This window comes from Telluria antibiotica (assembly GCF_011682055.1).
GTDB classification, from domain to species: Bacteria; Pseudomonadota; Gammaproteobacteria; order Burkholderiales; family Burkholderiaceae_D; genus Telluria; species Telluria antibiotica.
This window is the reverse complement of record NZ_JAAQOM010000002.1, coordinates 224,919-245,186: the sequence shown is the minus strand read 5'-3', so window position 1 is coordinate 245,186 and position 20,268 is coordinate 224,919. Positions and strand designations below refer to the sequence as shown.

Here is a 20,268-nt window from a genome sequence, read left to right as displayed (position 1 = left end):
ATGGGATTCCGACAACCCACGAGGATCCCATGCTGCCCACCATCTTCATCGTATTTTTCGCCTGCTTCCTGCTCGAACGCGTGATCCCCGGCTGGCGCCTGCCCCATGTGCGCACATGGCCGTTGCGCGTCCTCGCCATCAACGCCGTGCAGCTGTGCGTCGTGCTGCTGGCCGGCTTCACGTGGGAGCGCTGGCTGTCCGGCGGTTCGCTGTTCCACCTGTCGCAGCACGTCGGCCCCGCGGCCGGCGGCATGGTCGCGTACTTCATCGCCACGTTCGTGTTCTACTGGTGGCACCGGGCGCGCCACGAATCCGACCTGCTGTGGCGCCTGTTCCACCAGATCCACCACAGCCCGCAGCGCATCGAGGTGATCACGTCGTTCTACAAGCACCCCGTCGAGATGGTCGTGAATTCCATCATCGGCAGCCTGCTCGTGTATGCGGTGCTGGGACTGTCGCCCGCGGCCGGCGCCGTCTACACCTTGTGCACGGCGCTCGGCGAATTCTTCTATCACACGAGCGTGCGCACCCCGCGCTGGATCGGCTGGTTCTTCCAGCGCCCGGAAATGCACCGCGTGCACCACCAGTACGGCCGTCATCGCAACAACTACGGCGACATCGTGTGGTGGGACTGGCTGTTCGGCACGTACGAGAACCCGGCCCGTTTCGACGCCACGTGCGGCTTCGACGCGGACAAGGAAGAACGCCTCGGCGCGATGCTCGCGTGGCGCGACGTGCACCGCGCCGAGGAACCGTGAGGCAGGATTAAGCCGCGAAACCGCCGTCCACCGCCAGGTCGGCGCCCGTCACGAAGCTTGCTTCGGGGCTCGCGAGCCACGTCACCATGGTCGCGACCTCGTCCGGGCGGCCGTGGCGCGGCAGCGCCATGTAGGCGTGCAGCGACTTGCCGAAGTCCGTGTCGGCCGGGTTCATGTCCGTGTCGACGGGGCCCGGCAGCACGTTGTTGACGGTGATGCCGCGCGGGCCCAGGTCGTGCGCGAGACCTTTTACCAGTCCCGTCAGCGCCGACTTGCTCATCGCATACACGGCGGCGCCCGCGAACGGCACGCGCAGCGCATTCGTGCTGCCGATGTTGATCACGCGCCCACCGTCCGGCAGGTAGCGCACCGCAGCCTGCGTGGCGGCGAACACGGCGCGCAGGTTGACGGCGACGGTCCTGTCGAAATCGGCCAGCGGGAATTCCGCCACGTGGCCGCCGAGGAAGACGCCCGCGTTGTTGACGAGGATGTCCAGGCGGCCGAACTTCGCGGCGGCAGCGTCGATCGCGGCCGTCAGCGCGTCCGTGTCCGCCACGTCGGCGCGCAGCGCCAGTACCCGGCCGCCGGCCGCTTCGATGCGTCCGGCCAGCGCTTGCGCGGCGGCGTCCGACGACTGGTACGTGAATGCGACGGCCGCGCCTGCGCGGGCGAGCCGTTCCACGATCGCCGCGCCGATACCGCGCGAACCGCCGGTGACGAACGCGACTTTTTGTTCGAGGTTGCTGTTTGCCATGATGTGCTCCTTTAGTGGTGGGGCGATGTGTGCAGTATCATCCGGACTGTCCGTTGAAACTAGCGGGTGTAAAAGCACAAGACTTTCAACCAGGAGTTAAAGGTCTCATCATGAGCGACCCCTTCGTGCACCTCGATGCCTTCATTCACAGCGCCGAGGACGGCGGCTTTTCCGCCGCGGCGCGCCGCCTCGGCCTCACGCCGGCCGGCGTCAGCAAGAACGTCGCGCGGCTCGAGGCGAACCTCGGCGTGCGGCTGTTCCGGCGCAGCACACGCAAGCTCAGCCTGACGGAAGAGGGCGAGCAACTGCTGCGCGAAGTGGCAGAGCCCTGGCACCGCATCCAGGACGCGATGGCCGTCGTGCGCCAGGGCGCGAACCACGCCGCCGGGCCGCTGAAGGTGGCGCTGGCGCCGGCGGTCGGGCGCATGCATTTCGTGCCGATGCTGGCGGCGTTCCGCGAACGGTATCCGGAAGTCCTGCCTGACCTGCACTTCGACAACCGCCAGGTCGACCTCATCGCCGAAGGCTTCGACGTCGCGATCGGCGGTGGCGTCGAGCTGCCGCAAGGCGTCGTGGCGCGCGAGCTGACGCGGGTGCGCATCGTGCTCGCCGCGTCGCCCGCTTACCTTGCCCGGCGCGGCACGCCGGCCCACCCGGACGACCTGGCCGCGCACGACGGCATCGCGCGCCGCTCGATCCGTACGGGCCGGCTGCAGACGCTGACGTTGCGCGACGACGCCGGCCGCGTCGCCCCGTACGATTGCCGTCCGGTGGCCGTGCTGGACGATCCGGAAGCGATGGCGCATGCGGCTGCGGCCGGGCTTGGCATCGCGCTGCTGCCGGCGCCGCACGCGGGGCCGCTGCTCGCGGACGGGCGGCTCGTGCGCATCCTCCCCGACTGGTATGCGGAGACGGGCCCGCTGTTCCTCTACTACTCGAACCGCCGACTGCTGCCCGCGAAGACGCGCGTGTTCGTCGACTTCGTCGTCGAGCGCTTCCGCGAGCAGGGACTCGCCGCCCACTTCGCCGGTTGACTTCAGCGTCCGCCACCGTGTCACGGAACTGACATGTGTCCTTCATACAATGTACGATTGCCAATAACCAGCAATCCGACAGAAGGACGCACCGCATGACACCGACCTGGCGCACGACGTCGCTCACCTTGATCACCTGCGCAGCGCTGTGGCTGCCTGGCCCCGCATGCACGGCCGCGGCCGCCAAGCCGGCCGCCGTCGCCGCGCAAGTGAAACCGCCGAAGCTGGTCGTCGTGATGGTCATCGACGGCCTGCCGTCCGAGCAGGTGCAGCGCTACCGCGACCAGTTCGGCCCCGGCGGCCTGCGCCGCCTGCTCGAGCAGGGCGCGTCGTTCACGGATGCGCACCAGGCGCACGGCATCACGGTCACCGCCGTCGGTCACTCCGCGGTGCTGACGGGCGCGTATCCTTACCGCCACGGCATCATCGGCAACAACTGGATCGCCGCGGACGGCCGCAACGTCTATTGCACAGAGGACACCCGTTACCACTACGTCGGCGAGGCGACCGACGAGCACGACGGCACGTCGCCCGCGAACCTGCGCGTGGATACGCTGGGCGACCAGCTGCGCTACGCGACCGGCAACCGCAGCAAGGTCGTGACGGTGTCCGGCAAGGACCGCGGCGCCATCCTGCTGGCCGGGAAGACGGGCACCGCGTACATGTACATGGACAAGACGGGCGACTTTGCCACCAGCACCTACTACATGGACAGCTACCCCGCGTGGGCCGAGCGCTTCCGCGCCGCGAAGCCGCAGGATCGCTATTACGCGAAGTCGTGGACGCCGCTGCTGGCCGACAGCGCGTACGCCGACGATGCGCCTTACCCCGAGGCGACGACGGCGAACCCGAACCGCTTTCCGTTCACGTTCTACAGCGAGAGCGGCGCGCCGGCCGCCGACTATTACGCCCGCCTGAAGACGAGTCCCGCCATCGACGAGCTCACGCTGGAATTCGCCGAGGCCGCCGTCGATGGCGAGCATCTCGGCAGCAACCCGACCGGTGCCACGGACCTGCTGGGCGTGAGCCTGTCCGGCCACGATTACGTGAACCATGCGTACGGCCCGGAAAGCCGCATGTCGCACGACCACCTGCAGCAGATCGACCGCCGGATCGCGAGATTCTTCGCGTTCCTCGACAAGCGCGTCGGCATGGACAATGTGCTCGTCGTGCTGACGGCCGACCACGGCTTCGCCAACACGGCCGAGTTCGCGAGCACGCAGCATGCGGACGCGCTGCGCGTGAATCCGAAGACCTTGCTCGAACAACTCGATGGCGCGCTGGCCAAGCGTTTCGGCGGCGCCAAGCTCGTCAAGACCTCGCTGTTGCCCGATGTCCATCTCGACGATGCGGAGATCGAACGCCGCGGCCTCGCGCGGGCCGACGTGGAGAATGCCGCCGCGCACTTCCTGCTGGCACAGCCCGGCATCTCGGAGGTGTTCACGCGCACGCAGCTGGAGCAGGGTGTGGCAGCCAAGTCGCGCCTGGGCACCTTGATGCAGCGGGCCTGGAACCGCACCTTGTCCGGCGACTTGCTCGTGGTGACGACGCCGTACACGATCTTCGGCAGCGGCACCTCGGGCGCGAGCCATGGCACGCCGTGGCAGTACGACACGTCCGTGCCGCTGGTCGTGATGGGTCCGCGCTGGATCCGCCCGGGGGAGCAGGCCGGTTACGCGGAAGTCGTCGACATCGCGCCGACGCTCGCCCAGGTCCTGCACGTGCGCCGTCCGGCGGGCTCCGAAGGGCGCGTGCTGACGGAGGCATTGCGTTGACGGCGCAGCAGGGAGACGCGATGCGTCCCGTGCCCGCTATACTGCGGTCAACGCCACTTGAACCCAGCCCAGCCATGTACGCAGCAGTCGACCTCGGCTCCAATTCCTTCCGCCTCCACATCGGCGAACCGATCGCGGGCCAGATCCACATCGTGCGCACGGCGCGCGACCCGATCCGCCTCGCGGCCGGCCTCGGCCCGGACAACGCGCTGCGCGACGACGCCGTGGAGACGGCGCTGCAGACCCTGCGCGACTTCAGCGCCATCCTGCGCCAGTACCGGCTCGCCGCGGTGCGCGTCGTCGCGACGAACACGATGCGCGTCGCCAGCAACGCGGACGACGTGTTGCCGCGGATGGAAGAAGCGATCGGCTATCCCATCGAGATCATCTCCGGCGAGGAAGAAGGCCGGCTGATCTACATGGGAGTCGCGCGCGCGCTGGGGCGGCGCAGCGAGCGCCGGCTCGTGATCGATATCGGCGGCGGCTCGACGGAAGTGATCGCGGCGCACGGCGACGACATCCACCTCGTCGAATCGTTCAGCATCGGCACGCACCCGCAGAGCGCCACGTATTTCCAGGGCGGCCACGTCAGCGCGGACGCGTTCGAAACGGCCGTCAACGCGGCGCGCGCCCGTGTCGAGGATCTCGCCGACCAGTATCGCGGGCACGGCTGGGACGCCGTCTATGGCTCGTCCGGCACGATGCGCGCGATCAACGAGGTCATCTCGCGCAACCGCCTCGGCGACGGCACGATGTCGCTGGCGAGCCTGCTGGCGCTGCGCGACAAGCTCATCGAGCTGGGCCACGTCGATGCGTTCGACCTGCCCGGTGTGAAACGCGAGCGCGTGATCGTGATGACGGGCGGCCTCTCGATCCTCATCGGCGTGATGCAGGAGCTGGGCGTGCCCGCCATGACGGCGATTAATGCCGGGTTGCGGCTCGGCGTGCTGTCCGACCTGGAGCTGCGCGCGAACCGCCACGACCGCCGCGATCTCGCCATCCAGGATTGCATGCGCCGCTTCGGCGTCGACACCCAGCGCGCGACGCGTACGGCCGCGATCGCGAAAAAGCTGTTCGACAAGCTGGCGCCGCAGGACGACGCCATCGTCCACCACTTGCTGCGCAGCGCCATGCTGCATGAGGTGGGGCAGGCCATTTCGCACACGGGCGCGCACAAGCACGCGTCGTACATCGTCGAGCACGCCGACCTGCCGGGCTTCACGGCGCGCGAGCAACGCCTGATGAGCCTGATCGTGCTGGGCCAGAAGGGCAATCTGCGCAAGGTGCGCGAGGTGCTGGGCGTGCCCGACCTCGCCAAGGCCGTGCTGGCGCTGCGGCTGGCCGCCGTGTTCATGCACGCGCGCGTGGACGCGGACGCCGTGCGCGTGCGCATGAAGGGCCGCATCGACATCGAGACGCCGCGCGGCTGGCTGCGCCAGCATCCGACCGTGGCCGCGTGGTTCGAGAAGGAAGCGGCGGCCTGGAACGACGTGGGCGTGCCGTTCAGCGTGACGACGTAGTTCGCGCGCTTGCCTGGCCACCATTGCATTCCTCGGGGCGGGCGCGATACTGGAAGTCCGATCATCGGACTTTCAGGGAGAGATCATGAACGAGCAAGCCAACATCAGCCTGCTCAAACAGGCGTACGACGCGTACGACAAGGGCGACATCCAGCGCTTGCTGGGCCTGTTTGCCCAGGACATTACGTGGGAGTTGCCGGAAATCGAAGGCATCCCGTTCACCGGCAAGCGCCATGGCGTGGACCAGGTCGCCGACTTCTTCCGCGTGCTGGCCGACAGCCAGGAACCGCGCGAATTCAAGCCCGACCAGTTCATCGGCCAGGGTGACCAGGTGGTCGTGCTCGGGCACGGCACGTTCACCGTCAAGGCGACGGGCGCCGAGTACAGCAACGACTGGTGCCACGTGTTCCGCGTCGCCGGCGGCAAGATCGCCAGCTTCAAGGAATACGACGACACCCATCGGGCCGCGCAGGCCTACCAACCGCAGGGCGCAGGCGCCGCAGCCGGCAAGGCCGCGACGCGTCCTGCCGTCCACTAACCCGTCATTCTTCCGGCGTTGCGCCGCGATGGGAAACGGGGCATTGTCCCGTTTTCCACGCGCGCGGCTTCAAGGTCAGTACGTGGCAGCGACCTCGAACGTCAACGCCTGCCGCGTGTGTTCCGGTTGCGTGATCGTGCCCCGGAACTGCCCGTCCGCCGTCAACGGGGCGCTGCCGCTGCGCGGCACCCGGGCGTGGTCGAAGCGCGTGCGCAGTTCCAGCCACGGCGCCCGTACGGGCCGCAGCGCGAGGCCCAGGCGCACGCCGCGCGCGGGGCCGCCGTCGACGCTCGCCGGGGCGAACACGCCGGAAAAACCGACCCGCATGTGCTCCGGCGTCGACCGGAACAGGCTCGCCTCGAGCGCCAGCGGACCGATGGCGGGACGCCACGTCCTGGCCGCGCCCGCGTACAGCCGGGTGGAACGGTAGGTTTCCTGCAGGCCCGCGGCAGACGCGGTGCCGGCGATGTCGCGCCGCCAGCGGTCGACCTCGACCGAGGCGAGCAGCGCCACGCCGCCGGCCAGCGCATAGGCCGCGCCGGCGTGGACGGACGCCAACGTCGTCGACGTCGTGGACGAGGCGGGCACGCCGGCCTGCGTGCGTCCCGCGTAGTCGATGTCGCCCCGGTACCAGTCGGCGCCGCCGCGCCAGGTCAGCGGGCCCGCCGTGTACGCGGCCTGGACTGCCACCCCCGGCAGCCAGCCGGACTCGCGCACGAGCCGCCGGCCCGCCGCGTCGTATTCGGCGTGGACGGCGTGACGCAGGCCGGGACCGGCGCCGATCAGCCATTGCGCGTGCGCGTGCGGCCGTGCACGCGCGCGCTCAGTATGTGGTTGCTTCCCTTAACTTCGCAAAACCTTTATCATTTTGCCATGAACGAATCGATCCCCGTCGGCCCGAGGAGTCCCGTGCCACCCGCGTCGCTGGACCTGGCGCGCCGCGTGCTGGCCGGACGCCACGTGCGCCTCGAGCCGTACGCGGAAGGGTTGCGCGAAGACGTGCGTGCCGCCCTCGACTGCGACCCCGACGCATGGCGGCTGTTTGCCGTCAACGGGCAGGGCCAGGATTTCGACACGTGGTGGCGCACCGTGAACGCCCTGGTGGCGCAGGACGAGTGGGTCGCGTACGCCGTCCGCAGCCGCGCGACGGACACGATCGTCGGCACGACGAGCTTCCTGAGCCTCAAGCGCACGCGCCAATGCGTCGAGATCGGCGGCACCTTCCTGCATCCGGACGTGCGCGGCACGCTCGCCAACGCCGAGGCGAAATACCTGATGCTGGCCCATGCATTCGCCTGCGGCGCCCGGCGCGTCGAATTGCTGACGGACTCGCGCAACGTCCGCAGCCAGGCCGCCATCGCCAAGTTGGGCGCCGTCCGGGAAGGCGTGCTGCGGCGCGAGCGCGTCACCTGGACCGGCCATGTGCGCGACAGTGTCTTGTTCGCCGTGACCGACCTCGACTGGCCCGACGTGCGGGCGCGGCTCGAACGGCGGCTCGGCATCCACCCCGCGGAGGACGCAGGACATGCACCGTAAATCCATCATGCTGGTCACGTTGCCGGCCGCGTTCGCGTTCGCGCCGGCACACGGCCAGGCCATCCGCAAGGCGAACCCGCCCACGGTGGCGAAACCCGTCGCCGCGTACAGCCACGTGGCAGAGGTCCCGCCGGGCACGCGCCTGCTGTTCCTGGCGGGCCAGGTCGGCAACCGGCCGGACGGCTCGCTGCCGGAATCTGTCGACGACCAGGCCGTGCAGGCGCTGGAGAACATCCGCCTGATCCTCGCCGCGGAGGGCGCGCGGCCGCAGGACATCGTCAAGCTGACGTTCTACGTGGCGGCGAAGCCGGCGTCGCTCGCGAAGCTGAATGCCAAGCGCACGGAAATGTTCGCGGGGACGGCGCCGCCACCCAGCACGTGGGTGCAGGTGGCCGGACTGGCGCGGCCCGAGTACCTGGTCGAGATCGACGCGGTGGCGGCCGTGCCGGCGCCGGCGCCGGCGCAATAGATCGAGTCAGCGCCGGGCGAAGAACGCCGACGGCGAACAGCCGAACGTCTTCCTGAACATGTGGGAAAACGCGGACTGGCTCGTGTAGCCCAGTTCTTCCGCCACGCGCGCGAGCGGCATGCCGCGCGCGATGAGCGGCGCCGCGTGCGCCAGGCGCGCCTGCTGGCGCCATTGGCCGAAACTCATGCCGAGTTCCCGTTCGAACAGGCGGGCCAGCGTGCGCTCGGAGGCGCCCACCCGGCGCGCCCAGCCCGCCAGCGTCTCCGTGGCGCCCGGCGCATCGAGCAGGCGCTCGCACAGGCTTTGCAGGCGCTTGTCGCGCGGCAGCGGGATGCGGATCGGCAGCGCCGGCGCGCGGGCCAGTTCGTCCAGCATGAGTTCCGACAGCAAGGTCGCGCGTGGCGACACTTCCAGCGCCGGCAATTGTTCGAGCGCGAGGATCAGCTCGCGCAGCAACGTGGACACGTCGAGCACGCGGCAATCCTCGCCGGGGAACGGCGTGCGCGCGGCGTGGACGCGCACGGGCCGCAGCCGTACGGGTTCCAGCACCGTCACGGCGTGCACGACGCCGGGCGCCGTCCAGATGGCGCGCGACGGCGGCACGATCCAGCTGCTGCCCGAGGCCGTCAGGCGGATCACGCCCTCGCGCGCGTACGTGAGCTGGCCGAAGGGGTGCGTGTGCGGTGCCACACTGTCGGCCGCTTCCAGGTCGCGCGCCGTCAGCGTGACGGGGCGTGCCGGTGTCGGGTCGAAGCAGTCCGGGAAGGGCTGGGTGTGGTGCACGACGGGGATGCTCATGAGGGCTGTCCGATTCTCGACAAAGTTTGTCCTGCTATCGTAATTCAGTCGTGATCGATTTGCCTACACTGGGCTTTTTCCAGGAGCCACCATGTCCCGAGACCCCACCCTGCGCGCCGACGCGCGCGTGATCGCCCTCGTCGGCGTCGCCCACGGCACGTCGCACTTCTACCACCTGATCCTGGCCGCGCTGTTCCCGTGGCTGAAGCCCGCGTTCGGCCTCAGCTATGCAGAGCTTGGCCTGCTGCTGACGGCGTTCTTCGTCGTCTCCGGCATCGGCCAGACGCTGGCCGGCTTCGTCGTCGACAAGGTCGGCGCGCGGCGCGTGCTGTTCTTCGGCGTGGCGATGCTGGGCGTGTCGGCGCTCGTGCTGGCGGCGGCAAGCAGCTATCCGGCGCTGATGGCGGGCGCGCTGCTGGCCGGCGTCGGCAACAGCATTTTTCATCCTGCCGACTACACGCTGCTGAACGAGCGCGTGTCGCGCGCGCGGCTGGCGCACGGCTTTTCCGTGCACGGCATCAGCGGCAATATCGGATGGGCCGCGGCGCCGCTGTTCATGACGACGGTGGCCGCGACGTCCAGCTGGCGCACGGCGCTCGCGTGCGCCGCGATCCTGCCGTTCGCCGTGCTGGGCATCCTCTGGCTGAACCGGTCGCACCTGCGCGCCGAGCCGAAGCCGCCCGCAGCGGCCGCGCACGCCGCGGGCGAGGGCGCCGGCACGCTCGCGTTCCTGCGCCTGCCGGCCGTGTGGATGTGCTTCGCATTCTTCCTGCTGACGGCCGTGGCGCTGGGCGGCATCCAGGCGTTTGCGTCGATCGGGCTGATGCAGCTGTACGGCATCTCGCGCGAGCTGGCGACGGGGTCGTACACGGCGTACATGCTGACGTCGGCGGTCGGCATGCTGCTGGGCGGCTTCGTGGGGGCCGGACGCCAGGACCATGATCGCACGGTCGCCATCGCCTTCGCGCTGGCCGCCGCGCTGGCCGTGCTGCTGGGCGCGGCCGTCGTGCCGGGGTGGCTCGCGCTGCCGCTGATGGCCCTGATCGGCTTTTTCTCGGGCGTGGCGGGACCGTCGCGCGACCTGATGATCCGCGCCGCGGCGCCGAAGAATGCGACGGGGCGCGTGTACGGCGTCGTCTATTCGGGCCTGGATGCCGGGCTGTCCGTGGGCCCGGTCCTGTTCGGGCTCGTGATGGATGCAGGGCATCCGGGCTGGTTGTTCGCGGGGATCGCGTTGTTCCAGGCGCTGGCGATCGGCACGGCGGTGGGTGTCGGCGGCGGGACGCGCAGCGCGCGCTTGCAGAACGCGTGAGGCCGCTTCATGGTAGGGTGGGCACCTCGTGCCCACGCGTAGCGTTCATAACGCAAACGTTCGCGTGGGCTCGGGGAGCCCACCCTACGAAAAGCAGCGTGCCAATGCGCCGGGCAGGCAAGGCACTATCAGCGCAACTTTCCGACGATGTCGGGCCCCACCGCGAGCCTGACGAACGGCGCCGGATCGTCCTCGCCCTTGCTCGCGATCCAGAACACGCTGGCCTTGCGGATCTTCCAGTCCTGCGCCGTGCCCGCGAAGATCAGCGACGCCACCTGGCCCAGCAGCGGTTGATGGCCGACGACGACGACCGTGTGCTTGTTGTCCGGCCAGCCGGCCGCTTCCAGGATGCGCTGCGGTGTCGAATCGGTGTTCAGGGCCTCGACCGTCGTGAACTTGCGCCCGAGGGCTTCGGCCGTCTGCACGCAGCGGGCCGCCGGGCTGGACAGGATCCGGCAGTGCGCCGGCAGCTGGCGGTCGAGCCACGCGCCCACGCGCGACGCGTGCCGGGCACCTTTCGCCGTCAGTTCGCGCAACTGATCGCCCTGGCGGTCGGGGACGTGCGGCTCAGCCTCGGCGTGGCGCCACAGGATCAGTTCCATGGTCGTTCTCCTTGTTATGCACGTGGGCGGTGCTCTGCGCGCCCAGCGTCTCCATCAGGAACTGCTGGGCGCCGAAGGACGGCTGGCTGCCGCGCGTCCTGCGGCGCCGGTAGCGGCCGTCGCTGCCCAGTTCCCAGGCGTTGACGTTGTCCTTCAAGTAGATTTGCAGGCCCTCGCGCAGCACGCGCTTCTTCAGCGCGGCGGAACGGACGGGGAATGCGACTTCGACCCGGCGGAACAGGTTGCGGTTCATCCAGTCGGCGCTGCCGAGGTAGATGTCGTTCTTGAGATTGTTGCGGAAGTAGTAGACGCGCGTGTGCTCGAGGAACCGGCCCACGATCGAGCGCACGCGGATGTTCTCGGACAGCCCCGGCACGCCGGGCCGCAACGAACATGCGCCGCGCACGATCAGGTCGATGCGCACGCCGTCGCCGGACGCTTCGTACAGCGCGCGGATCACGGATTCGTCCGTCAGCGAATTCATCTTGGCGATGATGCGCGCGGGCTTGCCTTCGCGCGCGATGGACGCTTCCTGGCGGATCGCCTTCACGATTTCCTTCTGCAAGGTGAACGGCGCCAGCCACATTGCCGACAGCTGCGTGGGGCGCGTGAGGCTCGTGAGGTGAATGAAGACTTCGTTGACGTCGGCGGTGATTTCCTCGTCCGACGTGAGCAGGCCGAAGTCGGTGTAGAAGCGCGCCGTCGTCGGGTTGTAATTGCCGGTGCCGAGGTGGGCGTAGCGGCGCAGGCCGTCCGGCTCGCGGCGCAGCACGAGGGCCATCTTGGCGTGCGTCTTGAGGCCCACGACGCCGTACACGACCTGGGCGCCCGCTTCCTCCAGGCGCTCGGCCCAGTTGATGTTGGCCTCTTCGTCGAAGCGCGCCATCAATTCCACGATGACGGTCACTTCCTTGCCGCGCTGGGCGGCGTTGATCAGGGAATCCATCAGCTCCGAATTCGAGCCGGCTCGGTAGATCGTCTGCTTGATCGCGACGACGTTCGGATCGGCGGCGGCGCAGCGCACGAAGTCGATCACGGGCTGGAACGACTGGTACGGGTGATGCAGCAGCACGTCCTGCTTGCGCAGCAGGGCGAACATGTCGTGGCCGTTCACGAGCTTGGCCGGGAAGCCCGGCACGAACGGCGTGAACTTGAGTTCCGGGCGCGCGTTGCTGTTGACGATCTCCAGCAGGCGTCCCATGTTCACGGGGCCGTCGACGGTGAACAGGCGCGAGCGGTCGATCGAGAACTGGTCGAGCAGGAAGTCCGCGAGGTGCTTCGGGCAGTTGCGTCCCACTTCGAGGCGCACGGCGAAACCGTAGTTGCGGCTGTGCAGTTCGCTTTGCAGCGCCTGGCGCAGGTTCTTGACTTCTTCCTCGTCCACCCACAGGTCGCTGTTGCGCGTGACGCGGAACTGCGAGTACGACACGACTTCGCGCCCCGTGAACAGGTCGGCCATATGGGCTTCGATCACGGACGTCAGCAGGCAATACGACGCCCCCGGCTTGTCCGACAGTTCGTCCGGCAGGCGGATGATGCGCGGCAGGACGCGCGGCGCCTTCATGATCGCGATGCCCGTGCCGCGCCCGAACGCATCCTTGCCGGAAAGCTCGACGATGAAGTTCAGGCTCTTGTTGATCACCCGGGGGAACGGGTGCGCCGGGTCGAGGCCGACCGGCGTGAGCAGCGGCCGCACCTCCTTGTCGAAGTACTGCTTGACCCACGCCTTCTGCGCCGCGTTGCGGTCTGAGCGGCGCAGCAGGTGGATGCCGTTGGCGGATAGCTGCGGCAGGATCTGGTCGTTCAGCAGCGCGTACTGGCGCCCGATGATCTGGCGGCACTCGTCGGCGGCGCCGTCCAGGTCGGCCTGGCCGGGATCGGGCCCGCCGTGCGCCTGGTGCTGCGCCAGCAGGCTGGCGACGCGCACCTCGAAGAATTCGTCGAGGTTGCTCGAGACGATGGTCAGGAAGCGCAGCCGTTCGAGCAGCGGCACGGATTCGTCTTCCGCTTGTTCGAGCACGCGGCGGTTGAATTCGAGCAGCGAAAGCTCGCGGTTGAGGAACAGGTGAGGGCTATCGGCCGGAAGCGTGGCGAGGGCCTCGTCCGTTTTCAACTTCATATCCATTTTTGGGAAATATTTCACTCGTGGCAACGGAGTGTAGAAGCCGATTATGACAACATTGTGACATGGAATGCTCCGGCAAGCCCATTCGCCTGTACATTGTGTAATGAACAATGGAGCGCCACGGCGGTATTCTTTGCCGATGGGCGCCCGATCCCCGGGGCGCATCGCCGCGTGAAAGGTCCAGGCATGCTCAACGCATTGTGGGATTGGTACGTGTCCATTCCGGCGCTCCGGCGCAGGCTGGTCGTCGCCATCCTGGTGCCCGTGCAGGATTATCTCTTCCTCGAACCGTCGAGGAACGCGTTCAATGCGCTGGCCCGGTTCAGTCCTGGTCTTGCGATCGCATCGTTGCCGCTGCTGTTGGCCGTCGGGATCCTCACGGCCGGGATCACGTGTGCGTTCGTGATCGAGTACCTGGTCGGCGTCGGCAAGCACGTCAGGAACAAGGCTGCCGGTTTTCTCTTGCTCTGCCTGGTGATGGGTTGGGCCTCCCTGCCTTTTCCGCTGCTGGCCCATCGATGACGGGATCGTCACTGCGCCGCGAACGTGAAACCTGACGGGTAGCGGTGATAGCCGTCGAATTCCGATTTCCCGACCGGCACGGCGGCCTGGCGCGCGATCGCGTACACCATCGAATAGTGGAAAAAGAAGTTGGGCACGGCTGCTGCGGCAGCGGGAACATGTCGGGATGGAGGCGCCGCGCCGCGCCGCCCGCGTCGAACGCCTCGGCCGCTTCCAGCAAGGCGTCGAGCCTGTTCAGGTAATGCAGGAAGAGCCGGGCCGGCGTGACGGGCAGGGCGCCCGTCATACGGCCGGCTCGCGCACGCGCCGAAGATCATCGCGCGGCGGCCGCCCGAACATGCGGCTGTACTCGCGCGTGAACTGCGACGGGCTTTCATAGCCCACCTGGTACGCGACGGCTGCCACGTCGCAGCTGGCGGCGGCGAGTCGGGCACGCGCCTCGTGCAGGCGGATCTGCTTCTGGTATTGCAGGGGGCTCAGCGACGTGAAGTCCTTGAAGTGGCGGAACAGCGACGACGCGCTCATGCCGCTCACGGCTTCCAGCTGCTGGGTCGACACGGGTTCCGCGTAGTGCTGCTGCAGCCAGCGGATCGCGCGGCCGATGCGCGACGCGCGGCTGTCGGCCAGGCCCACTTCGCGCAGCATCGGACCGTGCGGGCCCGACAGCAGCCGCCACAGGATCTCCTTTTCCAGCAGCGGACGCAGGATGCGCACGTCGTCCGGATGGTCGAGCAGCGCGACGAGGCGCCCGACCGCGTCCAGCAGCGGCGCGGACGCCGCATGCACTGCCATCGGCACGGCGTCCGGCGGCGCCTCGGCCTGCGCCTCGACGATCAGGCCCGCGATCTCGGCGGGGCGCAAGGTGAGGGCGACGCCGACATACGGCTCGTCCTCGCTGGCGACGACGACCTGGCCCGTCGACGGCATCGTCAGCGACACGATCACGCAATCGCCCGGGCCGTATTCGTACGTGCGGCCGCCGATCGTCGAGCGCTTGCGGCCCTGCAGGATCAGCGCGAACATCGGTTCCTCGATGCCGCTCATCGGCATCGTCGGCGCCGTGACGGCACGGATGCGCAGGCCGGGCACGACGCAGTCCGGGCCGGTGCCGGCGTGGCGCATGGCGAGGTGTCTGAGGTCGTGGAGAGTCATCATGGCAACGATCGTAACATGTTCGTGGCCACGAAGACACATATGCATGCCCTATGGCAGGGCCCCGCGCCTATACGTTCGGATACTGGCGACGGGGAGAGGGCGGGACTACCATGGCTTGCCGGTGCACCACCGCCCATCCACCCATGCCCATCACCATCAGAGGATCGTCCCATGAACAATCCAAAACTCGAAGTGCTGACGCCGCAGAACAGCCAGATCATCTTCATCGACCACCAGCCGCAGATGGCGTTCGGCGTCCAGTCGATCGACCGCCAGGCGCTGAAGAACAACACCGTGGGGCTGGCCAAGGCCGCCGCCGCGTTCAACATCCCGGCAACCATCACCACCGTCGAGACGCAGGGCTTCTCCGGCTACACCTACCCGGAACTGCTGGACGTCTTCCCCGGCCTGCCCATCCTCGAGCGCACGTCGATGAACTCGTGGGACGACCAGAAAGTGCGCGACGCGCTGGCCGCAAACGGCCGCAGGAAGGTCGTCGTCGCCGGCCTGTGGACGGAAGTCTGCAACACCACGTTCGCCCTGTGCGCGATGCTGGAAGGCGGCTACGAGATCTACATGGTCGCCGACGCGTCGGGCGGCACGTCGAAGGAAGCCCATGACTACGCCATGCAGCGCATGATCCAGGCCGGCGTCGTGCCGGTCACCTGGCAGCAGGTGCTGCTGGAGTGGCAGCGCGACTGGGCACACAAGGACACGTACGACGCCGTCGTCGGCATTGCCAAGGAACACTCGGGCGCGTACGGCATGGGCATCGACTACGCGTACACGATGGTGCACAACGCGCCCCAGCGCGGCACCGCCAGCCACGAGACGCTCGCGCCGGTCCCGGCGCGCTGATTTCAGCGCGCGCGGCAAGCCCGCGCGCGTCTCCGCGGCCCGCGCCCACCCGCGCGAGGCCGCTCCCGTCATTCAACCACCAGGGGGAAGCATGAAGTTCTACCTCGTGTCCTTGGCGGCCGGCCTGCTGGTCGGCTGCATCTATGCCTTGCTACAGGTGCGGTCGCCCGCGCCGCCGGCGATCGCCCTCATCGGCCTGTTCGGCATGCTCGTCGGCGAGCAGGCCGTGCCCATCGCCAAGCGCCTGATGTCCGGCGAGCCCGTCACCGTGTCGTGGTTCCGCGCCGAATGCGTGAGCCGGATCAGCGGCATCGCACCGCCGCCGGAGGCACCCCGGGCGCGGGCGCACGATGACCGCGCCGCCTGAGGCCGGCCAGATCGTGCTCGTGGCGGACGACGACGACACCGTCCGCGGCGGCCTGCTCGGGCTGCTGCGCGCGGCCGGCTACGCGGCGCTGGGGTATGCCGGCGCCGCCGCCGTGCTGCGCGGCGCCGACCCCACGCACGTCCATTGCGCCGTCCTCGACATCCACATCGGCGAGCCGGACGGCTTCGCACTGTGCGAACGCCTGCACGCGCTGGCGCCGTGCCTCCCCGTCATCTTCGTCACGGGCGACGACGATCCTGCGCTGGCCCGGCGCGCCGCCGCCGCGGGCGCGCTGTCGCTGCTGCACAAGCCCGTCGATCCGGACCGCCTGCTGGCGCTGATCGATGCGATCCCGGCGCGGCCCGACCTGCAGCATTGATGCCGGGCCGTCCGCAGGACCGCACGTTTTCCGCTATGCTTGCGCCTCAAGGAGAGGCAGGCATGAGCGAGCGGATGGTGATCGTGGTGGATGACGACGCGCACGTGCGCCAGGGCGTCGCGGACCTGCTCGAAGCGGCCGGCCACGCCGTGCACGCGTTCGCCGACGCGGCCGAGTTCCTCGCGCAACCCGCGCCGTCCGTGCCGGCCTGCCTGATCCTCGACATGCAGATGCCGCGCCTGGACGGCATGAGCGTGCTGCAGCACATGGCCGCGCGCCACCTCGCGCTGCCCGTGATCTTCCTGACCGGCCACGGCACGATCCCGCTGTCCGTCGCGGCGATGAAGGCGGGTGCCAATGAATTCCTCACGAAGCCCGTCGATCCGGATGCGCTGCTCGCGGCCGTCGACGAGGCGCTGGCCGGCGACGCGAGCCGCATCGACGCGCGACGCGAGGCCGACGAGCTGGCGCGCCGCCACGCCCAGCTCACGCCGCGCGAACGCGAAGTCTTCGGCCTCGCGATCGGCGGGCTCCTGAACAAGCAGATCGCCGACGCGATGGGCATCAGCGAGATCATGGCCAAGGTGCACAAGCGCAACCTGATGCAGAAGATGCAGACGCGTACACTGGCCGAACTGGTGCGCATGGCCGAGCGGCTCGGCATCGAGAGCGCGCGCCGGCGTTAGAACGCAGGCGGCCGTCGCGAATGCGTTGGGGTGGGCGGCCCTCCGCCCACGCGTAACGTCGCGTCGATGCACGCGTCCCGCGTGGGCACGGGGTGCCCACCCTACTGGCCCGTGGCCCGCGGCGCAGGCCCGACGTTATTGCGAAGGGTGGGCGGCCCTCCGCCCACGCGTAACGTCGCGTCGATGCACGCGTCCCGCGTGGGCACGGGGTGCCCACCCTACTGGCCCGTGGCCCGCGGCGCAGGCCCGGCGTTATTGCGTAGGGTGGGCGGCCCTCCGCCCACGCGTAACGTCGCGTCGATGCACGCGGCCCGCGTGGGCACGGGGTGCCCACCCTACTGGCCCGTGGCCCGCGGCGCAGGCCCGGCGTTATTGCGTAGGGTGGGCGGCCCTCCGCCCACGCGTAACGTCGCGTAGATGCAAGCGTCGCGCGTGGCGCAGGCATCAAGCCGCCGCGGGCGCCGCCTCGACTGCCGGCCAGTCGAGCAGCACGAGCCACGCGAGCAGCACGAGCGCCGGCAGCAGGCACCAGAACCCGAACGTCATCCACGCGGTGCCGCCCGCGACGCAGCCGGCGGCGAACGCCAGCACGGGCCAGAAGAATTTCGCGAAGCGCGCCTTGACGGCCGGCGTGGCGCGGCCGCAGGCGAGGTCCGTCATGTCGATCAGCAGTTCCGTCACGTTGCCCGTCATGACCGTCGTCGGCGCGACGCGGCCCAGCTGCAGCTTGCCGACGGCGTTCTGCACGCCCATCGCCGCTGTGCCGAACATGCCCGTCGCGAGGACCAGCGGCGCCTCCGGTCCGGCCAGCGGCGACGCGGCGATGCCAGCCGCCATGAACAACGTCAGCAGCGCGAGCTGCATGCCCAGCAGCGGCCGCGCCGGATTGTGGCCGAGACGCGCGCAACGCACGTCCATCAGGCGCGCCGTGACGACGCCGGCCGCGAACGCGGGGATCGCGAGGAATTTCAGCGGCAGCACGCCGGCATGCGACGGCCGCGCGAGCTCGCTGCCGATGAGGACAAAGTTACCCGTCACGTGCGCCGTGAACAGGCCGTACAGGCCGACGAACGCGGACGTGTCGATGTAGCCGGCCAGGAGGCCCAGGCCGACGCCGAGCATCAGGTCGGAAGGTTTCATGGACATGTTCGCCTCCGTTTAAAACGCGAAGCAGCTGCAGCCGAACGCGCCCCAGAAGCCGCTGAAGTCCGACACGGGCACGTCCGACTTGCGCGCGCGGTCGTGCGCGTGCGCGTGCACGGCGCACGCGCCGCGGCACTGGTGCGGCAGCTTTGCGACGGCCGCTTGCGGCACGGGGCGGTAATGGCCCGGCACCTTCGCGACGGGCGACCATTCGGGCAGCACGGGCAGCGCGGGCGGCGCCAGTTTATCGAATGCTCCCTGGCCGAACACGATGCGTCCGCCGACGACGGTCAGCACGGATTCGATCGCCTTGATCGCCTCCTCGTCCACGCGGAAGTAGTCGGCCGACAGCACCGCGAGGTCGGCCAGCATGCCAGGCTGGATGCGGCCCTTGTGACCTTGCTCGCTGGAGAACCATGCGCTGCCCGCCGTCCACAGTTCGAGCGCCGTGTGGCGATCGAGGCGGCTGCCCGCATCGTACAGGCGCAATCCGCCGACGGTGCGGCCGGACACGAGCCAGTACAACGCCGTCCACGGGTTGTAGCTGGCCACGCGCGTCGCATCCGTGCCGGCGCCGACGGGCACGCCCGCGTCCAGCATGCGCTTGATCGGCGGCGTGGTCTCCGCCGCCCGGGCGCCGTAGCGCTCGACGAAGTACTCGCCCTGGAACGCCATGCGGTGCTGGATCGCGATGCCGCCACCCAGCGCTTTCACACGCTCGATGTTGCGCGGCGTGATGGTCTCGGCGTGATCGAACATCCAGCGCAGGCCGGCGAACGGGATGTCGCGGTCGACCTTCTCGAACACGTCCAGCATGCGCGAGATCGACTCGTCGTACGTCGCATGCAGGCGGAACGGCCAGCGGTTGGCGACGAGGTGGCGCACGACCTGCTCCAGCTCCGCTTCCATCCCGGCCGGCAGGTCGGGGCGCGGTTCCAGGAAGTCCTCGAAGTCGGCGGCGGAAAACACGAGCATCTCGCCGGCGCCGTTGTGGCGATACCAGTCGTCGCCCTGGCCCGGCGTCACCATCTCCGTCCACGTCTTGAAATCGTCGAGCTCACGGCCCTTGTTCTGCGTGAACAGGTTGTAGGCGATGCGGATCGTCAGCTGGTCCTGCGCGGCCAGCTGCTCGACGACCTGGTAATCCTCGGGATAATTCTGGAAGCCGCCGCCGGCGTCGATGGCGCTCGTCAGGCCCAGGCGGTTCAGTTCGCGCATGAAGTGCCGCGTCGAATTGATCTGCTGGTCGAGGGGCAGTTTCGGGCCTTTCGCTAACGTGGCGTACAGGATCATGGCGTTCGGGCGCGCGATGAGCATGCCCGTCGGGTTGCCCGCGGCGTCGCGCACGATCTCGCCGCCGGGCGGGTTGGGCGTGGATTTGTCGTAGCCGACGGCCCGCAGTGCGGCGCGGTTCAGCAGCGCGCGGTCGTACAGGTGCAGCACGAACGCGGGCGTGTCCGGCGCGGCCGCGTTCAGCTCCTCGATCGTGGGCATGCGCCGCTCGGCGAACTGGAACTCGTTCCAGCCGCCCACCACGCGCACCCATTGCGGGCTCGGCGTGCGCTGCGCCTGCGCGCGCAGCAGGCGCAGCGCGTCGGCCAGCGACGGCACGCCTTCCCAGCGCAGTTCGAGGTTGTAATTGAGGCCGCCGCGGATCAGGTGCAGGTGCGAATCGTTCAGGCCGGGGATCACGGTATGGCCGTCAAGGTCGACGACGCGCGTGCTGTCGGCGCGGTGGCGCATCACGTCGGCCGCCGAGCCGACGGCGACGAAGCGGCCGTCGGCGATGGCGACCGCGTCGGCCTGCGGGTTGGACCGGTCCAGCGTGTGGAAGCGGCCGTTGGTGAGGATCAGGTCGGCGACGGCAGGTGTGTTCATGGGGTCTCTCCAGGTAGGTATGTTGACATATCCGTGGCGTTGGTGCGCGCCCCGCTGCG

At 69.1% G+C, this 20,268-nt stretch carries 22 protein-coding genes; 13 read left to right on the top strand and 9 right to left on the bottom strand.

Annotation, left to right across the window (positions count from 1 at the left end; all coding sequences use genetic code 11):
* Positions 1 to 29 precede the first annotated feature (29 nt).
* The gene (locus HAV22_RS04105) at positions 30 to 758 is read left to right on the top strand and encodes a sterol desaturase family protein (protein ID WP_166856785.1); all 729 of its coding nucleotides are present in this window, start codon (positions 30 to 32) and stop codon (positions 756 to 758) included.
* Positions 759 to 765: 7 nt separating this feature from the next.
* Here the strand turns inward: HAV22_RS04105 and HAV22_RS04100 are convergent, their stop codons facing one another.
* Positions 766 to 1,512 carry an SDR family oxidoreductase gene (locus tag HAV22_RS04100; RefSeq protein WP_166856784.1) on the bottom strand — a complete coding sequence of 249 codons (747 nt, stop codon included), beginning with the start codon at positions 1,510 to 1,512 and terminating at the stop codon, positions 766 to 768.
* Between the two features lie 110 nt (positions 1,513 to 1,622).
* Here HAV22_RS04100 and HAV22_RS04095 point away from each other — a divergent pair, with 110 nt between their 5' ends.
* From HAV22_RS04095 to HAV22_RS04080, 4 genes are all read left to right on the top strand, one after another.
* Positions 1,623 to 2,546, top strand: coding sequence for a LysR family transcriptional regulator (locus HAV22_RS04095; RefSeq protein WP_166856782.1), 924 nt, complete (start codon positions 1,623 to 1,625; stop codon positions 2,544 to 2,546).
* Positions 2,547 to 2,641: 95 nt separating this feature from the next.
* Positions 2,642 to 4,321: an alkaline phosphatase family protein gene (locus HAV22_RS04090; RefSeq protein WP_166856780.1), complete on the top strand. Its 1,680-nt coding sequence runs from the start codon at positions 2,642 to 2,644 to the stop codon at positions 4,319 to 4,321.
* Positions 4,322 to 4,395: 74 nt separating this feature from the next.
* Positions 4,396 to 5,841 (top strand): Ppx/GppA phosphatase family protein, encoded by a 1,446-nt coding sequence (locus tag HAV22_RS04085; protein WP_166856778.1) that lies wholly within the window; start codon positions 4,396 to 4,398, stop codon positions 5,839 to 5,841.
* 85 nt (positions 5,842 to 5,926) lie between these two features.
* Positions 5,927 to 6,379 carry a nuclear transport factor 2 family protein gene (locus HAV22_RS04080; RefSeq protein ID WP_166856775.1) on the top strand — a complete coding sequence of 151 codons (453 nt, stop codon included), beginning with the start codon at positions 5,927 to 5,929 and terminating at the stop codon, positions 6,377 to 6,379.
* Positions 6,380 to 6,454: 75 nt separating this feature from the next.
* Here HAV22_RS04080 and HAV22_RS04075 read toward each other — a convergent pair whose 3' ends face one another.
* Complete coding sequence (locus HAV22_RS04075; RefSeq protein ID WP_166856774.1) at positions 6,455 to 7,096, bottom strand: hypothetical protein; 642 nt, start codon at positions 7,094 to 7,096, stop codon at positions 6,455 to 6,457.
* A gap of 156 nt (positions 7,097 to 7,252) precedes the next feature.
* Here HAV22_RS04075 and HAV22_RS04070 point away from each other — a divergent pair, with 156 nt between their 5' ends.
* Positions 7,253 to 7,915 carry a GNAT family N-acetyltransferase gene (locus HAV22_RS04070; RefSeq protein WP_166856772.1) on the top strand — a complete coding sequence of 221 codons (663 nt, stop codon included), beginning with the start codon at positions 7,253 to 7,255 and terminating at the stop codon, positions 7,913 to 7,915.
* On the top strand, positions 7,905 to 8,384 hold the full coding sequence (locus HAV22_RS04065; protein ID WP_166856770.1) for a RidA family protein: 480 nt from the start codon (positions 7,905 to 7,907) through the stop codon (positions 8,382 to 8,384). The genes HAV22_RS04070 and HAV22_RS04065 overlap by 11 nt, the downstream gene beginning before the upstream one ends.
* 6 nt (positions 8,385 to 8,390) lie before the next feature.
* On the opposite strand, the gene HAV22_RS04060 is transcribed toward HAV22_RS04065, so the two are convergent.
* Positions 8,391 to 9,182 carry an AraC family transcriptional regulator gene (locus tag HAV22_RS04060; protein ID WP_166856768.1) on the bottom strand — a complete coding sequence of 264 codons (792 nt, stop codon included), beginning with the start codon at positions 9,180 to 9,182 and terminating at the stop codon, positions 8,391 to 8,393.
* Positions 9,183 to 9,273: 91 nt separating this feature from the next.
* On the opposite strand from HAV22_RS04060, the gene HAV22_RS04055 reads away from it, so the two are divergent.
* Positions 9,274 to 10,494, top strand: coding sequence for an MFS transporter (locus tag HAV22_RS04055; protein ID WP_166856766.1), 1,221 nt, complete (start codon positions 9,274 to 9,276; stop codon positions 10,492 to 10,494).
* A gap of 128 nt (positions 10,495 to 10,622) precedes the next feature.
* Here HAV22_RS04055 and HAV22_RS04050 read toward each other — a convergent pair whose 3' ends face one another.
* Complete coding sequence (locus HAV22_RS04050) at positions 10,623 to 11,096, bottom strand: SixA phosphatase family protein (protein WP_166856764.1); 474 nt, start codon at positions 11,094 to 11,096, stop codon at positions 10,623 to 10,625.
* The gene (gene ppk1 / locus HAV22_RS04045) at positions 11,062 to 13,221 is read right to left on the bottom strand and encodes a polyphosphate kinase 1 (RefSeq protein WP_166856762.1); all 2,160 of its coding nucleotides are present in this window, start codon (positions 13,219 to 13,221) and stop codon (positions 11,062 to 11,064) included. Before ppk1 ends, HAV22_RS04050 begins: the two co-directional genes overlap by 35 nt.
* Before the next feature lie 186 nt (positions 13,222 to 13,407).
* Here ppk1 and HAV22_RS04040 point away from each other — a divergent pair, with 186 nt between their 5' ends.
* Positions 13,408 to 13,743, top strand: coding sequence for a hypothetical protein (locus HAV22_RS04040; protein WP_166856761.1), 336 nt, complete (start codon positions 13,408 to 13,410; stop codon positions 13,741 to 13,743).
* 8 nt (positions 13,744 to 13,751) lie between these two features.
* Here the strand turns inward: HAV22_RS04040 and HAV22_RS31775 are convergent, their stop codons facing one another.
* Both HAV22_RS31775 and HAV22_RS04030 read right to left on the bottom strand, forming a co-directional pair.
* Positions 13,752 to 13,880 carry a DUF1993 family protein gene (locus tag HAV22_RS31775; protein ID WP_208296046.1) on the bottom strand — a complete coding sequence of 43 codons (129 nt, stop codon included), beginning with the start codon at positions 13,878 to 13,880 and terminating at the stop codon, positions 13,752 to 13,754.
* Positions 13,881 to 14,025: 145 nt separating this feature from the next.
* The gene (locus HAV22_RS04030; RefSeq protein WP_166856757.1) at positions 14,026 to 14,898 is read right to left on the bottom strand and encodes an AraC family transcriptional regulator; all 873 of its coding nucleotides are present in this window, start codon (positions 14,896 to 14,898) and stop codon (positions 14,026 to 14,028) included.
* A 171-nt stretch (positions 14,899 to 15,069) separates the two neighbouring features.
* Between HAV22_RS04030 and HAV22_RS04025 the strand changes: the two genes are divergently transcribed.
* The 4 genes from HAV22_RS04025 (at position 15,070) to HAV22_RS04010 (ending at position 17,188) form a co-directional block, all read left to right on the top strand.
* Positions 15,070 to 15,756, top strand: a complete 687-nt coding sequence (locus tag HAV22_RS04025; RefSeq protein WP_166856755.1) for a hydrolase — start codon at positions 15,070 to 15,072, stop codon at positions 15,754 to 15,756.
* 91 nt (positions 15,757 to 15,847) lie between these two features.
* Entirely contained in the window at positions 15,848 to 16,123 is a 276-nt protein-coding gene (locus HAV22_RS04020) for a XapX domain-containing protein (RefSeq protein ID WP_166856754.1), read from the top strand.
* Positions 16,107 to 16,502: a response regulator gene (locus HAV22_RS04015; protein ID WP_166856752.1), complete on the top strand. Its 396-nt coding sequence runs from the start codon at positions 16,107 to 16,109 to the stop codon at positions 16,500 to 16,502. Before HAV22_RS04020 ends, HAV22_RS04015 begins: the two co-directional genes overlap by 17 nt.
* Positions 16,503 to 16,564: 62 nt before the next feature.
* Complete coding sequence (locus tag HAV22_RS04010) at positions 16,565 to 17,188, top strand: response regulator transcription factor (RefSeq protein ID WP_166856750.1); 624 nt, start codon at positions 16,565 to 16,567, stop codon at positions 17,186 to 17,188.
* A gap of 444 nt (positions 17,189 to 17,632) precedes the next feature.
* Here the strand turns inward: HAV22_RS04010 and HAV22_RS04005 are convergent, their stop codons facing one another.
* Together HAV22_RS04005 and HAV22_RS04000 are read right to left on the bottom strand one after the other, a co-directional pair.
* Positions 17,633 to 18,334, bottom strand: coding sequence for a YoaK family protein (locus tag HAV22_RS04005; protein ID WP_229421062.1), 702 nt, complete (start codon positions 18,332 to 18,334; stop codon positions 17,633 to 17,635).
* A gap of 12 nt (positions 18,335 to 18,346) precedes the next feature.
* On the bottom strand, positions 18,347 to 20,209 hold the full coding sequence (locus HAV22_RS04000; RefSeq protein ID WP_166856748.1) for an amidohydrolase: 1,863 nt from the start codon (positions 20,207 to 20,209) through the stop codon (positions 18,347 to 18,349).
* Between the last annotated feature and the right edge of the window lie 59 nt (positions 20,210 to 20,268).